Origin of the sequence: Streptomyces orinoci, from assembly GCF_003121295.1 — a bacterium.
GTDB lineage: Bacteria > Actinomycetota > Actinomycetes > Streptomycetales > Streptomycetaceae > Streptomyces > Streptomyces orinoci.
The window spans coordinates 311,014-324,896 of the sequence record NZ_PHNC01000008.1; the positions used below are offsets into that span (position 1 = coordinate 311,014).

A 13,883-nucleotide genomic window follows, 5' to 3' on the forward strand; every position below is an offset into this window, starting at 1 on the left:
AGTTCCGGATTCGGGGGAAATTCCGTTCGGGGGTCCGGGTGGGGCCACTCGCCGAAAAGAACCACGAATAACGCGCCGGCTGTGGCGCGTTGGACCTCAGGGGCGTCCGAGTGCGGGCGCCCCGCTCCTTTGCCCGCCAACTGCCCCTTGAAACGGTTCGGTTGGGGTTACCGGTAGCGCGAGGGTGCACCGGTACGCCGTTGAGCCGGGGCGTCCGGGTCGCGTTGGATGCCGACCGCGGTCCTTCCTCATGGACGCGCCCCAATGGACGACCGGGAGGGGAATTCCCATGGCCACCGCGGTGGAACACGACCAGCCGGCCGACGACCCCAGGCTCAGCCTGAGCACCCAGGCGGCACGGAACCTCGCCACCACCACCAAGTCCGAACCACAGATGCAGGGGATCACCTCCCGCTGGCTGCTCCGTACGCTGCCCTGGGTGCAGGCGCGGGGCGGCACCTACCGGGTCAACCGCCGGCTGTCCTATGCGGTGGGACGGGGCCGGGTGAGCTTTCTCAAGACCGGCGCGGACGTCAAGGTGGTGCCGGAGACCCTGGCCGAGCTGCCCCCGCTGCGCGGCTTCCGGGACGAGGGCCTGCTGCGCGAACTGGCTTCCCGGTTCGTCCAGCGGGACTTCGACGCCGGGCATGTGCTGGTGGAGGAGGGCCGGCCGATCGAGGAGGTGTTCCTGGTCGCGCACGGCAAGCTGGACCGGATCACCACCGGAAAGTACGGCACCGTCCAGCGAGTGGGAGTGCTGGCCGACGGCGACCATCTGGGCGAAGAGGCACTGCGCCAGTCGGAGCCGGTCTGGCATGAGACCGTCACCGCCGCCACCGCCGGCACGGTGCTCGCGGTGAACTGGAGCGCCGTCCGCGAACTCCTGGACCGCTCACCGGAGTTCCGCGCCCACATCGACCACTACCTGGCCACCACCAAGCAATCGGTCAACCGCAAGGGCGAGGCCGATGTGGCCCTGGCCTCCGGGCACTCGGGCGAGCCGGTGCTGCCCGGCACCTTCGTCGATTATGAACTGGCGCCCAGGGAGTACGGGCTGAGCGTCGCCCAGACGGTGCTCCGGGTGCATACCCGGGTGGCCGACCTCTACAACGAACCGATGAACCAGGTGCAGCAGCAACTCCGGCTCACCATCGAGGCGCTGCGCGAGCGCCAGGAACACGAGATGGTCAACAACCGCGAGTTCGGGCTGCTGCACAACGCAGACTACGACCAGCGCATCTCCACCCACTCCGGTCCGCCCACCCCCGACGACCTGGACGCGCTGCTGAGCATGCGGCGCGGCACCCGGGTGCTGCTGGCGCATCCCACGGCCATCGCCGCCTTTGGGCGGCAGTGCAACAAGCGGGGCGTCTACCCCGAGCCGGTGGAGGTGGCCGGCCACCATGTGCCCGCCTGGCGCGGCGTACCGCTGTTCCCCTGCAACAAGATTCCGGTGAACGGGGGCGGATGCATCTCCTCCATCATCGCCATGCGCACCGGTGAGGAGGAGCAGGGCGTGGTGGGGCTGCACCAGACCGGGATCCCCGATGAGTACGAACCCGGCCTGAGCGTACGGTTCATGGGCATCAACGAGAAGGCCGTCATCTCCTATCTGGTGAGCACCTATTACTCGGCGGCGGTGCTGGTGCCCGATGCGATCGGGATCCTGGAGAACTGTGAGGTGGCCGCCAACCACGCGGTCTGAGCGGCGGGGCGCGCACAGGTAACGGATAAGTGGTCGGGGACCGACAGGTCCCCGACCACTTATCCGTTATGTGCGGTCGGCTCGCCTGGCTCACTGCTGGCGTCCCTGCCGGCCGCGGGGGCGCAGCAGGGCCGCGGCCAGCACGGCCGGGGCGGTGAGCAGGAGGGCGAAGGTGACGATCCTGGTGCTCTTGGCGCCCGGCTTGCGCGCCTCGGGCAGAGCGGCCCGGTAGAGGAACCGGTGCGCGGGCGAATGCGGGTGGGAGGGCGTGGGCGGGGTGGGGGGCGTGGGCGCCGGGGTGCTGGGTGCGGGCGAAGTCGGGGGAGTGGGTGGGGTGTTGGGGGCGGGAGCCGCGGCGCGGGGCGGAGCGGCCGGAGCGGGCGCACCGGGCGCGGGCGCACCCGGTGCCGGTGCGCCTGGGGCTGGCGCACCCGGGCCGGGGGCGCCAGGGCCGGGCGCGGGGGGCGCGGGCGCGGGGGGCGCGGGCGCCGGTGGGGTTGGTGCGGGCGGTGCGGGTGCTGGTGGGGCCGGTGCGGGAGGCGCCGGTGCTGGTGGAGCGGGTGCTGGTGGCGCCGGAGCCGGAGGAGCTGGAGCCGGAGGAGCTGGAGCCGGTGGTGCGGGTGCGGGTGGCGCGGGCGCAGGCGGTGCGGGTGCGGGCGGAGCCGGTGCCGGGGGAGCTGGTGCCGGTGGCGCCGGTGCGGGCGGAGCTGGAGCCGGTGGTGCGGGTGCCGGTGGGGCCGGTGCGGGTGGCGCCGGTGCGGGCGGTGCGGGCGCAGGCGGGGCCGGTGCGCCCGGTGCCGGGGTGCAGCCGGCGCTGTTGATGCCCAAGGCCACGTCCACCAGCACCGCATGAGCGCTGACACACACGCTTCCGGTACCTGTGTCGATGACGCTCGCCCGCACCGCGCCCCCCGCCAGATTGGCGGTGAGATGCGAAGGCGGGTGGTTGGGCAGGAGTCTCGGCACCCGGTGCACGGTCGCGTTCACCGCGTTCCCCGGCAGTGACGCATGCGCGTCCACATCGTCGGCGGCCGCCGTGCCCGTGAATGCCAGCACGGCGGTCGTCCCCAGCGTCACCGCATACCCGGCTTTCAGCCATCCCCTCACAAAGACACAGACTGCTCAACCAGCCGTGGAATCAGCCCGGTTAGCGCTGTGATTCCCCCGATGGCGTGAACGGCCTTGACGGGCGCCCTACTTATAGGGGAGCCGGCGCCGCTTACGCCCCCACATCGCGGCTGCGCAGATCCTCGGCCGTCTCCCGGCGCAGCAGCAGCCGGGCCCGGCCCGCAGAGACGGCGGCCAGCGGTGGGCGGCCGACCAGGTTGTAGGGGGCGGCCATGGACAACTGGTAGGCGCCGGCGGCCGGTACGGCCAGCAGGTCGCCGGGGCGGACGTCGGCGGGCAGCGGTACCTCCTCGGCCAGGATGTCCCCGGCCTCGCAGTGCCGTCCGACCACCGTCACGGTGTGGGCGGGAGCGTCGGAGGAGCGGCCCACCAGGCGGACGGTGTAGCGGGCGCCATAGAGGGCGGGGCGGGGGTTGTCGCTCATGCCGCCGTCCACGGCGACAAAGACGCGGGCGCCGGACTTCTTCACGGCCAGCACCCGGTACAGCGCCACCCCGGCCGGGCCCGCGATCCAGCGGCCGGGCTCCACCGAGAGCCGGGGCACCGGAAGGCCGTATTCCGCGCAGCGGGCGGTGAGTTCGGCCGGGACGCGCTCGGCATAGGCGGCGGGGTCGATGGCGGGTTCGCCGTCCCGGTAGGCGATGGCGAAGCCGCCGCCCAGGCCGAGTTCGGGGAAGGTGACGCCATGGACGTCCCTCACCCGGGCCAGCAGCTCCGTCATCCGCCGTACCGCGGTGACATAGGGGGAGAGCGAGGCGATCTGCGAGCCCAAGTGACAGTGCAGGCCCACCAGTTGGAGACGGGGCTGGCCCAGGACGCGGGCGATGGCCTCCTCGGCCTCGCCGCCGGCCACCGGCAGGCCGAACTTCTGGCCCTCCATTCCGGTGCGCACCGCCGCATGCGCCCCGGCCTCCACCCCGGGCACCACGCGTATCAGTACCTTCTGCCGGGCGCCGGGCGGCACCAGGGCGGCCAGCCGGGCGATCTCCCCGGTGCCGTCGATCACCACCCGGCCCACGCCCAGCCGCAGCGCGGTGCTCAGGTCCACCGGGCTCTTGGCGTTGCCGTGCAGCACGATCCGTTCGGTGGGGAACCCGGCATGCGCGGCCAGGTCCAGTTCGCCCACCGAGCAGACATCCAGGTGCAGGCCCTCCTCCTCGATCCAGCGGATCATGGCGCGGGAGAGGAAAGCCTTGCCCGCGTAGGCGATATCGGCCTCGGGCAGGGCGCCGCGCCAGGCGCGGGCTCTGGCCCGTACCTCGTCTTCGTCGATGAGGTAGCAGGGGGTGCCGAAGCGGTCGGCGAGTTCGGCCAGCGCGATCCCGCCCACCGCCAGGTCGCCCGAGGGCAGCGGATGGGTGGAGGCGGGCCAGACCGGGGCCCGTCCGGGCTCCCGGGGCAGCGGCGGGAGGGGGACGGGGGCGAGCGGAAGGGACACGGAGGGACTCCTTCTGGGGGTGCTCAAGGCGCGGAACGGGTGAGGAGTCAGCCGGGGAAGGTCGGCAGCAGGGCGGCCGGGGAGTCCATGGCCGGGGGCCGGACCGGGGGAGCGGTCAGCTGGGGGTCGATGCGTACCCCGGTGATGCCGAGCGGGGCGGCCAGGGCCCGTACCGCGGGCAGCGAGAGGCGGACGGCGGCCTGCCGGGGGCCCAGGCAGTCGGCCAGCAGCCGGCCGCTGGTGAAGGCGACGGCGGTGCGCTCGCCCAGGGGGGTGCGGAAGACGCGGAGGGTGAAACCGGAGGGGCAGGGGCGCACCGGGACGTAGAGCGCCGGTGCCGGGCCGGAGGGGAGCCGGACGGGATGGGAGGGCTCTCCGCCCGGCTCCCCGGCCTCGGTCTGCGGGCTGTTGACGGCGGCCACGGCGGCTGCTTCCGCGGGGGTTCGGCTCACGTGCATAACGGGTCCTCGAAGGTGGGAGGGAGCGTGCGACGGTCACGCTATGCCCGGTTCGCCGGTGGACGACCGTTTCCTTGACAGGGTGTTGACCCGGTCGCCGGGTCCCTTGACGGCGCATTGACATGCTGTTGATTCAGCGCACGTGTTGACGCGGCCCGTCGATGCATCCGTGCGCCGGGTGTGCGCCCCGGCCATGCGCCGGATCCCACTACCGCGATGCGCTGGGCAGTTAAAGAATTTGAAAGAATCGCGGCACGGGGCGTCATGGCCGTGTTCGCGAGGCGCGGACAGTGCGCCGTGGGGCTGGCGGCCCGGCGATCAACGTCGCACGATGCTCACAGCGGGTCGCCGACTCGCCCGGCAACCTGGAGGATCAAGTGACGGCAGCGCAACCGGCCGCGGCGGCCGCGGAATTCCGTGCGGCGAGGGACTTTCTGCTGGACCACCGCGAGGACTACGCCAAGGCCCGCGCGGGCTTCGCCTGGCCGCGCCCGGCGGAGTTCAACTGGGCGCTGGACTGGTTCGATCCCATGGCACTGGGCAATGAGCGCACCGCCCTGTGGATCGCCGAGGAGGACGGCCGCGAGACCAGGCTCTCCTTCGACGCCCTGCGCCGCCGCTCCGCGCAGGTCGCCAACTGGCTGCGCGCCCAGGGCGTACGGGCCGGTGACCGTCTGGTGGTGATGCTGGGCAACCAGGCCGAGTTGTGGGAGACCATGCTCGCCGCGATCAAACTGCGCGCGGTGGTCATCCCGGCCACCCCGCTGCTGGGCCCGGCGGACCTCACCGACCGCATCACCCGCGGGCGGGCCCGCCATGTGCTGGTACGGGCCGAGGACACCGGCAAGTTCGCCCAGGTGCCCGGCGATTACACCCGGATCGCGGTGGGTGACCGTACCCCGGTCGCCGGGGGCGGCGCACCGGCGGCGTCCTGGCGGCGCTATGCCGACAGCGCCGGGGCGTCCGAGGAGTTCACCCCCGACGGCCCCACTCGTGCCGAGGACACCCTGCTGCTCTACTTCACCTCAGGCACCACCGCCCGCCCCAAACTGGTGGAGCACACCCATCTCTCCTACCCGGTGGGCCATTTGTCCACCATGTACTGGATCGGTCTGCGCCCCGGTGACGTCCACCTCAATATCTCCTCCCCGGGCTGGGCCAAGCACGCCTGGTCCAGCCTGTTCGCCCCGTGGAACGCGGAAGCCACCGTATTCGTCCACAACTACACCCGCTTTGACGCCGCCCGGCTGATGTCCGAGATGGACCGCGCCGGGGTGAGCAGCTTCTGTGCCCCGCCCACCGTCTGGCGGATGCTCATCCAGGCCGACCTGAGCACCCTGCGCACCCCGCCCCGGGAGGCGGTCGCCGCCGGGGAGCCGCTCAACCCCGAGGTGATCGAGACCGTACGGCGCGCCTGGGGCGTCACCATCCGGGACGGCTTCGGGCAGACCGAGACCTCGGTACAGATCGCCAACTCGCCCGGCCAGCCGCTGAAAACGGGCTCCATGGGCCGTCCCGTGCCCGGCTTCGAGGTGGTGCTGCTGGACCCGGTCACCGGCCGCCCGGCCGAGGAGGGCGAGATCTGCCTGGACCTCGCCTCCGCCCCGGTCGGCCTGATGACCGGCTACGCGGGCGAGCCGGAGCGCACCGCCGAGGCCATGGCCGACGGCTACTACCGCACCGGTGACATCGCCTCCCGGGACGCCGAGGGCTACCTCACCTATATCGGCCGCACCGATGATGTCTTCAAATCCAGCGACTACAAGATCTCGCCCTTTGAGCTGGAGAGCGCCCTGCTGGAGCACGAGGCCGTCGCCGAGGCCGGAGTGGTCCCCGCCCCCGACCCGGTGCGGCTGTCGGTGCCCAAGGCCTATGTGGTGCTGGCCGAGGGCTGGGAACCGGGTCCCGGGACCGCCGCCGCGCTCTTCGCCCACTCCCGCGCCACCCTTGCCCCCTACAAGCGCATCCGCCGGCTGGAGTTCGGCGAGCTGCCCAAGACCGTATCCGGCAAGATCCGCCGCAACGTCCTGCGAGAGCACACCGCGCAGGGCGGTGGCACCGAGTACAGAGAGGAAGACCACCGGTGAGCACACCCTCGTACGCGGCAGGCCCCGCCGATGCCCCCCTGCTCCAGGAGACCATCGGCGCCAATCTGGCCCGTATCGCCGAGGAGTTCGGTGAACGCGAGGCCCTGGTGGATGTGCAGGGCGGGCGCCGATGGACGTACTCGTCGTTCGCACGGGCGGTGGAAGAGGTGGCGCTGGGCCTGCTCGCCAAGGGCGTGGCCAAGGGAGACCGGGTGGGCATCTGGGCCGTCAACTGCCCGGAGTGGGTGCTGGTCCAGTACGCCACCGCACGCATCGGCGCCGTGATGGTCACCATCAACCCGGCCTACCGCGTCCATGAACTGGCCTATGTGCTGCGCCAGGCCGGGATCTCGGTGCTGATCTCCTGCACCGAGTACAAGACCAGTGACTACCGGCGGATGGTGGAGCAGGTGCGCTCCGGCTGCCCGGCGCTGCGCGATGTGGTCTATATCGGCGACTCCACCTGGGACGGTCTGGTGCGGCTGGGCGCCGGGGTGGCCCCGGAGCGGCTGGCCGAACGGGAGAGCAAGCTGCGCTGCGAGGACCCGGTCAACATCCAGTACACCTCCGGCACCACCGGCTTCCCCAAGGGTGCCACCCTCTCCCACCGCAATATCCTCAACAATGGTTACTGGGTGGGCGAGTTGCTGGGCTACACCCAGGAGGACCGGGTCTGTCTGCCGGTGCCCTATCACCACTGCTTCGGCATGGTGATGGGCAATCTGGCGGCCACCTCGCACGGCGCCTGCACGGTCATCCCGGCCCCCACCTTCGACCCCACCGCCACCCTGCACGCCGTGGAACGCGAACGCTGCACCTCGCTCTATGGCGTGCCCACCATGTTCATCGCCGAGCTCAACCTGCCCGACTTCGCCACCTATGACCTCTCCTCGCTGCGCACCGGGATCATGGCCGGCTCGCCCTGCCCGGCGGAGGTGATGAAGCGGGTGGTCGCCGAGATGCATATGGACGAGGTGACCATCTGCTACGGCATGACCGAGACCTCCCCGGTCTCCACCCAGACCCGCCGCGACGACGACCTGGACCGCCGCACCGGCACGGTGGGCCGGGTGCTGCCGCACCTGGAGATCAAGCTGGTCGATCCGGACACCGGCGAGACGGTGCCGCGCGGCGAGCCGGGCGAGGTGTGCACCCGGGGCTATTCGGTGATGGCCGGCTACTGGAACGACCCGGAGCGCACCGCCGAGGTGGTGGACGAGGCCGGCTGGATGCACACCGGTGATCTGGGCGTCATGGACGAGGAGGACTATCTGCGGATCGTCGGCCGCAGCAAGGACATGATCATCCGGGGTGGGGAGAACGTCTATCCGCGGGAGATCGAGGAGTTCCTGCACACCCACCCCAAGATCGCCGATGTACAGGTGGTCGGGGTGCCGGACGATGAGTACGGCGAGGAGATCATGGCCTGTGTGATCCTGCGCAACCCCGCCGACATCCTCAGCCGGGACGAACTGGCCCGCTACTGCCGGGGGCGGCTGGCGCACTACAAGGTGCCGCGCTATCTGCGGATCATGGAGTCCTTCCCGATGACGGTGAGCGGGAAGGTACGCAAGGTGGAGCTGCGGGAGGAGGGGGCGGCGCTGGTGGAGGAGTTGGCGGTGGTTCGGTGAGGGTGAATTTTCCGGGTGCTCGGTCGCGGCCGGATGGAGGATTGGCTATGGTGGGCGCGGTGTCTCCTCCTGACGACACCGAGCCCTGGCTAGGCCGGTGATGCAGTAACCGTCAAGGCGACACAACCGAAGGTGGCCCCCGCCCACGGACCGGTACTCCGTAGGACGAGGGCCGATTGGAAGAGGTCGGTTACCGACCGGGAGCCCTCAGCTAGTGTGAGGGCTGCCGGTCACCGACCAATAAGCCACCTCCCGAATTCACGGATCACAGCTGCGATCCGCTCGATCAGCGGCTTCTTCCGGTGGCGCCCCATGGGCACCCCCTCCTCATCGGGTTGCCGCCCTTTACCGGTTGGGCGGCGCCGGAGGAGCCCGTAACTTCGGACTCCCAGCAGGAGAAGCCCGATGAGCGGGGCCTCCTCTAGGAGGGGGCGCCGGAAGCGCCGAGAAGAACGCTACACGCTGTAGGCGGTTGAGCGCACTTCGCGATAAGGGAGCTCAACTCTTTGGTGTTTGGGCGTACTTGTGTGCGGTTGGTTGCCGCAGCGACCGGTGGGTCGGCTCCCGCCGTGGATGACCGGCCGCGTACCGTGGGAGTGGATCAACCCGCCGTCCACGTCAGGTGTTTGCCCAAGGAGTCGTCCCATGAGCAGTGCGCGCGCACGCCGGGTGAGAGTGCCGCAGGAACTCCAACTCCCCGGAGTCGATTACGCGTCGGCCTTTGCCGTGCCCACCCGCCGGGCGCGGTCGCGGACGCCCGAGGGGTGGGCACGGGCGGTGTTCGAGGGGGCGCCGGTGCCGGTGCGGTGGGTTCTGTCCGCCGGGTGGCGGCTGGGGCTCGGCCTGCGGCTGGGGCCGAAGACCTCGCCCCGGCATGTCCTGGGCTGGCCCGTCACCCGGTCCGGGTCCGAAACCATCACCCTTGAATCGCGGTCGCGCATGCTTACCACCCGCAACGCGGTGCTGGTCCGCGAGGCGGAGGTGGTGTGGGCGACCCATGTCCGGTTCCGGACGCCAACCGGGCGTCTGTTGTGGTCCCTTGCCGCGCCGGTGCACCACCGGACGGTGCCGTTGCTACTGGAGCGGGCGGCCGGGAGGGAGGGCGGCACCGGCACCAAGTTCCGGGTGATGACCACTGTCCAGCGGCGGATCGCCAATCCGCTCGCCCGCCGGGTGCCGGGCCAGGTGCTGCTGGAAACGACCGGTCGTAAATCGGGCCTGCCGAGGCGCACTCCGGTCGGCGGGCGCCGGGTCGGAGAGGTGTTCTGGCTGGTCTCCGAGTTCGGGGAGAAGTCGCAGTATGTGCGCAATATCAAGGCGGACCCCCGGGTCCGGGTCCGTATCCGGGGCAAGTGGTACGCCGGTACGGCGTATTTGATGCCGGAGGATGACGCACGGGCGCGGCTGCGTGCGCTTCCCAGGTTCAACAGCGCGGCTGTGCGGGCCTTCGGGGATGCGTTGTTGACGGTGCGGGTGGAGCTGGATCGGGGATAGAACGTGGGGGTGCGGGTGGCGCCTCGAAGTGCGGGCCGTGCGTGGCTGATCGCGCCCACGCGGCGGAGCCGCATGCTGTCGCCGCCCCGCGCCCCTGAAGGGGCGCCCGGAACCGTTTCGCGCGCCCCCTAGAGGCGGACCAGCATCTTGCCGAGGTTGGCTCCCTTCAGCATGCCGAGGAAGGCACTGACCATGTGGTCGAAGCCCTCCACCACCGTCTCGGCCGGCACCACCCGGCCGGAGCGCAGATGGGGGACGAGGAAGTCCTCCAACTCGCCCTGCTTGTCGCGGTGGTTGCGGACCAGGAAGCCCTCCAGGCGGATGGACTTCTCCACCAGGTCATAGAGGTTGTACGGGGCGGCCGGCGGCCGGGCGGAGTTGTACTGGGCGACCGCCCCGCACCAGGCGATCCGCCCATGCGGGCGCATGGCGCCGATGGCGGCCGCCAGATGGTCGCCGCCGACGTTGTCCAGGCAGACGTCGATGCCCTCGGGGGCGGCCTGGGCGAGCTGCTCGGCCACCGGGCCGTCGTGGTAGTCGAAGGCGCCGTCAAAGCCCAAGTGGTCAATGAGATGGGCCACCTTGGCCGCTGAGCCGGCGCTGCCGATCACCCGGTCCGCGCCCAGCAGCCGGGCCAGCTGTCCGGCCGCGCTGCCCACCCCGCCGGCCGCCGCCGAGATGAACACCGTGTCACCGGGGCGGACCCGGGCCACATGGGCCAGGCCCACATAGGCGCTCAGCCCGGTGCCGCCCAGTATGCCGAGGTGGGCGGTGAGCGGCACGCCCTGGTGGCCGGGCAGGACGCGGGCCTGGTCGTTGCGGGAGACCAGGGCGTGGGTGCGCCAGCCCGCCCGGTGGAAGACCAGGGCGCCCTCGGGCAGTCGCGGGTCGCGGGAGTCCAGGACCCGGCCGACGGACCGGCCCTCCAGCGGGGCATGCAGCGGCCATCCGCCGTCCATCTGCTCGCGCATATAGGGGTCCACGGAGAGATAGAGGTTCTCCACCAGGGCGGTGCCGGGGGCCACGGCGGGCAAGGGCTCCTCGACAAAGGCGAAGTCGCCGGGGGCGGGCATGCCCTGGGGGCGGGAGATCTGGTGGATGGCGCGAAGAGTGCTGGTCATGGAAGGGACGCTAGGCGGGGGACGGGCGGTGCTCCCAGCCCCGCCGGGTGATGGATCAAGGGCTTCCATAAGCGGCGGTGATGGACGTACAGTCACCCGGTGCCCCAGGAAGAACTCTCCGTTGTGGAACTGCGCCTGCTGGTGGCCGTCGCGGAGACGGGCGGTTTCACCGCGGCCGCGTCCCGGCTCGGGCTGACCCAGCCCGCGGTCTCCCAGGCGGTACGGACCTGTGAACGCAAGCTGGGCGCGGTCCTCTTCGACCGGGGCCGCCATGGCGCCCGGCCGACCCCGGCCGGGGCGGTGGCGGTGGGGCACGCCCGCCGGGTGTTGCGGCTGCTGTCCGTGATGGCCACCGAGACCAGGGCCGCGGCCGGTGACGGGGCGCTGCGCGGGCCGTTGCGGATAGCGGCGTTCCGCAGTGCCGCCGCCCAGTTGCTGCCGGGGGTGGTGGCGCGGCTGACCGCCGCCCATCCGGAGCTGGCGCCGGAGGTGCTGATCGTCCGGGAGCTGGGCCGGGGCACGGCCGGTGAAGTCGCCGATGGCCGCGCGGACTTGGGCATCGCCACCCTGGACGGTTCCCAGGGGCTCCCCTCCGGGCTGGTGTCCGGGGCGCTGCTGGCGGAGCCGTACTTTCTGGTGCATCCGAAGGGCCATCCGGCGCCGCGCACCCTGCCGTTGGTGGACTGGGCCGAGAACTGTGGTTCGTACACCCGTGCCTGGTGGGCCGGGCAGGACTGGATGCCCGCCACCACCTTGGACGCGGCCGATGACAGTGTGGTGCTGTCACTGGTGGCCCGGGGGGTGGGCATGGCGGTGATGCCCGCCCTGGCGCTGGCCTCGGCACCGGCGGGGGTGACCGTGCGGGATCCGGGGCCGGGCCGTCCGGTGCGGAGCGTCGGCTATGTGACCACGGTGGAGGCGGCGCGCGGTGCCGCGGTCAGGGCGCTGATCCGGGAACTGCGGGCGGAGTGCTCAGCCTTGGCGGCCCCCGGTCAGCCGCTCGGCCGGGTCGTTGAGCGGGCGTGGGGCGCCAGTGAGGTCCAGGACGAACAGGGGCAGGCCCAGGGCATCGGCGCGGCAGCGGGCGTCATAGGTGTAGCCGGCCACCGAGAAGCACAGGGCGGTGGCGTCCTCGGCGAGCCCGTACAGCCATAGGCACTCGATATCGCGCACGGTGGTGGGCAGGGTGGTGGAGTCCACCCGGACCACCAGGCCCTCGGCCCGCAGGTCCACGACGGCGGACCGGGCGTGGGCGGCGCAGTTGTCCGTGCGGCGTACCCGGGCGAAGCCCAGCCAGCGCAGATAGCGTTCGGCGGCCAGCAGTGCGTCGCGTTCGGTGCGGATGGTGACCGGGCGGAAGGCCGGGCGGGTCCGGCCGTGGCGGGCCGGGGTCTCGGCGCGTGGTTCCTGGGCGCGTGGTTCCTGGGCTAGCGGCAGCTGGACCACCGCGCCGCAGGCGCAGCCGAACTCGGGCCTGGGCCACTGGCCTTGGGTGCCGCAGTCGGGGCAGCGGACGGTGACCCAGGAGTCGCGCCAGCTGCGGGAGGTCAGGACGCCGGGGCAGGCGTCGGCGGGTACGGGCAGGGTGAGGGGGGTGCCACAGGCGCACGGGAAGGTGGGCGGAGTGTAGGAGTGCTCCCGGTGGCACATCGGGCAGTGCACCGGCACGCGCTTGGCCATCGTCGCTCCAGCGAACGGGTTGCATTTTTCGGGGGGCCACCCATCGTCCAGGAAATGGGCGGCGGTTGGGGAGCGAATGGGGGAAGGCGTGGGTTTGGGATGCGGGTTGCCGGGATCGGGCGCGGCCGAGTGGCGGGACCGCATGGGGCCGCTGCCCCGCGCTACGGGGCGTCCGGCAGGGCTTCGAACTCGCGGACGGTGTCGATGTCGGGGCCGTGCGGGGTGTTGGCCTCGCGCTCGATCATGATCTCCACCAGGGCGGGACGGGAGGTACGGGCCGCCTCCTCGCGGGCCCACCGCAGGGCGGGGCGGATCCCGGCGGGGTCGGTGACCCGGCGGCCGGAGCAGCCATAGGCGTGCATCAGGGCCACATGGTCGGTGCCGGTCTCGTCATAGTGGATATCCACTTGGTAGTTGATGCCATAGCCCAGTTCCGCTTGGCGGATCAGGCCCAGATACTGGTTGTTGAGCATGATGAGCACCAGCGGGATCTCGTACTGGGCGGCCACCGCCAGCTCCTCGACCAGGTACTGGAAGCCGTAGTCGCCCACCACGCCCACCACTTCGGTGGCTTGCCGGTTCAGGCCGTCCAGTGCGGTGCGCACGCCAATGGCGGCCGGGAGCTCCCAGCCCAGGGGGCCCGCCTGCCCGCAGACCTGGTAGCGGCGGGGCAGATATGCCTTCTGGTGCTGGCCGCCCCAGATCTGGTAGAGGCCGATGGCGGTGACGAAGTAGGTGTCGGGGCCGAAGAATTCATTGATCTCCCGGTAGATCCTGGGGGCCTTGACGGGAATGTCGTCGAAGTCCTCGCGGCGGACGAGGGTGCGTTTGAGCTCCTGGCAGCGGGCCCGCCAGGGGTCGATTTCCAGCCGTGCGCCGCGCGCCCGGGCGGCCGTCAGCAGGGCGGCCAGAAAGAGCCGGGCGTCGGAGACGATGCCCAGGTCCGGGCCGATCACCCGGCCCAGTTGGCCGGGTTCCACATCCACCTGGACAAAGGTCCGTCCGCCCCGGTAGACGGAGAGGTCGGCGCCGGTGTGCCGGTCGCCGAACCGGGCGCCCACCGCCAGTATCAGATCGGCCTCCAGGAAGGAGGCGTTGGCATAGCGCTGGCAGGTCTGGATGCCGGTGGTGCCCATATGCA

At 71.5% G+C, this 13,883-nt stretch carries 10 protein-coding genes and 2 pseudogenes; 7 read left to right on the forward strand and 5 right to left on the reverse strand.

Annotation, left to right across the window (positions count from 1 at the left end):
• Positions 1-289 precede the first annotated feature (289 nt).
• Together CV755_RS06735 and CV755_RS34530 are read left to right on the forward strand one after the other, a co-directional pair.
• Positions 290-1,705 carry a family 2B encapsulin nanocompartment shell protein gene (locus CV755_RS06735; RefSeq protein WP_109279235.1) on the forward strand — a complete coding sequence of 472 codons (1,416 nt, stop codon included), beginning with the start codon at positions 290-292 and terminating at the stop codon, positions 1,703-1,705.
• A 305-nt stretch (positions 1,706-2,010) separates the two neighbouring features.
• Positions 2,011-2,526: a hypothetical protein gene (locus tag CV755_RS34530; RefSeq protein WP_161968606.1), complete on the forward strand. Its 516-nt coding sequence runs from the start codon at positions 2,011-2,013 to the stop codon at positions 2,524-2,526.
• A gap of 398 nt (positions 2,527-2,924) precedes the next feature.
• Here CV755_RS34530 and lysA read toward each other — a convergent pair whose 3' ends face one another.
• Positions 2,925-4,271 carry a diaminopimelate decarboxylase gene (gene lysA / locus CV755_RS06745; protein ID WP_422070509.1) on the reverse strand — a complete coding sequence of 449 codons (1,347 nt, stop codon included), beginning with the start codon at positions 4,269-4,271 and terminating at the stop codon, positions 2,925-2,927.
• 47 nt (positions 4,272-4,318) lie between these two features.
• A complete protein-coding gene (locus CV755_RS06750; protein WP_338323621.1) occupies positions 4,319-4,723 on the reverse strand; it encodes an SAV_915 family protein in 405 nt (134 codons plus the stop codon).
• Between the two features lie 383 nt (positions 4,724-5,106).
• Here CV755_RS06750 and CV755_RS06755 point away from each other — a divergent pair, with 383 nt between their 5' ends.
• From CV755_RS06755 to CV755_RS35290, 4 genes and pseudogenes are all read left to right on the forward strand, one after another.
• A complete protein-coding gene (locus tag CV755_RS06755; RefSeq protein ID WP_109279237.1) occupies positions 5,107-6,816 on the forward strand; it encodes an AMP-binding protein in 1,710 nt (569 codons plus the stop codon).
• The gene (locus tag CV755_RS06760; protein ID WP_109279238.1) at positions 6,813-8,447 is read left to right on the forward strand and encodes an AMP-binding protein; all 1,635 of its coding nucleotides are present in this window, start codon (positions 6,813-6,815) and stop codon (positions 8,445-8,447) included. The genes CV755_RS06755 and CV755_RS06760 overlap by 4 nt, the downstream gene beginning before the upstream one ends.
• Positions 8,448-9,092: 645 nt before the next feature.
• Positions 9,093-9,458, forward strand: a pseudogene (locus CV755_RS35285) (DUF2867 domain-containing protein); the annotation flags it as partial.
• 117 nt (positions 9,459-9,575) lie between these two features.
• Positions 9,576-9,941 carry a nitroreductase/quinone reductase family protein gene (locus tag CV755_RS35290; RefSeq protein WP_193553365.1) on the forward strand — a complete coding sequence of 122 codons (366 nt, stop codon included), beginning with the start codon at positions 9,576-9,578 and terminating at the stop codon, positions 9,939-9,941.
• A 128-nt stretch (positions 9,942-10,069) separates the two neighbouring features.
• Here CV755_RS35290 and CV755_RS06770 read toward each other — a convergent pair whose 3' ends face one another.
• Positions 10,070-11,062, reverse strand: a complete 993-nt coding sequence (locus CV755_RS06770; protein ID WP_109279240.1) for an NADP-dependent oxidoreductase — start codon at positions 11,060-11,062, stop codon at positions 10,070-10,072.
• Between the two features lie 99 nt (positions 11,063-11,161).
• On the opposite strand from CV755_RS06770, the pseudogene CV755_RS06775 reads away from it, so the two are divergent.
• Positions 11,162-12,028 (forward strand): annotated as a pseudogene (locus CV755_RS06775) (LysR family transcriptional regulator); the annotation flags it as partial.
• Between the two features lie 6 nt (positions 12,029-12,034).
• Here CV755_RS06775 and CV755_RS35860 read toward each other — a convergent pair.
• Positions 12,035-12,742: a hypothetical protein gene (locus CV755_RS35860; RefSeq protein WP_241561015.1), complete on the reverse strand. Its 708-nt coding sequence runs from the start codon at positions 12,740-12,742 to the stop codon at positions 12,035-12,037.
• Positions 12,743-12,903: 161 nt separating this feature from the next.
• A partial coding sequence (locus tag CV755_RS06780) for a thiamine pyrophosphate-dependent enzyme (RefSeq protein WP_241561016.1) occupies positions 12,904-13,883 on the reverse strand: 980 nt, incomplete at its 5' end.

Coding starts and splice junctions, on each gene's coding strand:
- CV755_RS06735 (WP_109279235.1), top strand. CDS start 290: ATGGCCACCGCGGTGGAACACGACCAGCCGGCCGACGACCCCAGGCTC.
- CV755_RS35290 (WP_193553365.1), top strand. CDS start 9,576: ATGACCACTGTCCAGCGGCGGATCGCCAATCCGCTCGCCCGCCGGGTG.
- CV755_RS06770 (WP_109279240.1), bottom strand. CDS start 11,062: ATGACCAGCACTCTTCGCGCCATCCACCAGATCTCCCGCCCCCAGGGC.
- CV755_RS35860 (WP_241561015.1), bottom strand. CDS start 12,742: ATGGCCAAGCGCGTGCCGGTGCACTGCCCGATGTGCCACCGGGAGCAC.